Annotated in this window: 1 protein-coding gene; it reads right to left on the reverse strand. The window is 34.1% G+C overall.

Features of this window, described 5'->3' with window-relative positions; genetic code table 11:
- Positions 1 to 520: reverse transcriptase family protein (locus NUW87_RS11475; RefSeq protein WP_269028657.1), on the reverse strand; the 520-nt coding region annotated here is incomplete at its 3' end.
- Between the last annotated feature and the right edge of the window lie 108 nt (positions 521 to 628).

The following is a 628-nucleotide window of genomic DNA, read 5'->3' on the forward strand; positions in this document are numbered from 1 at the left end:
CAATTATGATATGATGGTAACCACTTCTCAAGTCTAGCTTAGTGAAATATACAACATTCTTTAACTGATCCTTTGAATCATCAATTCTAGGAAGAGGATATTTGTTCTTTACTGTAATTTTATTCAAATCCCTGAAATCAACACACATGCGCCATGTACCATCTTTCTTTGGTACCAAAATAATTGGAGATCCACATGGCGATGTTCTTGGTACGATAACCCCTTTGTCAAGCAACTCTTGGATTTGTTTTTTAATTTCAGCATTCTCCATGACTGACATCCTGTACATACCAATGTTTGGAAGAGGACAATCTTGTTGCAATTGAATTTCATGTTGGATACCTCTTTTCGGAGGCAATCCTTTTGGTTCCTGAAACATCTCATCATATTGGTTAACAAACTCATATAAATCAGATTTTAAATTTGCATCATAACCATGGAAAGCTTCTTTTTCAACATTGTCTTTGGGTTTGATCATCAAGAGTACAAAGTTCTTACTAGCATTGACTAATCTCTTCATTTGTCTAGCATTTACAAGTGACAAATTCATCTTCTTTGTATGTGCTCTAACAATGTACTCAACTCCATTTTTAAACAAATGATACTTGTTCTGATGACGATGAAACAT

It is taken from the genome of Corynebacterium pilbarense (assembly GCF_026930265.1).
GTDB classification, from domain to species: Bacteria; Actinomycetota; Actinomycetes; order Mycobacteriales; family Mycobacteriaceae; genus Corynebacterium; species Corynebacterium pilbarense.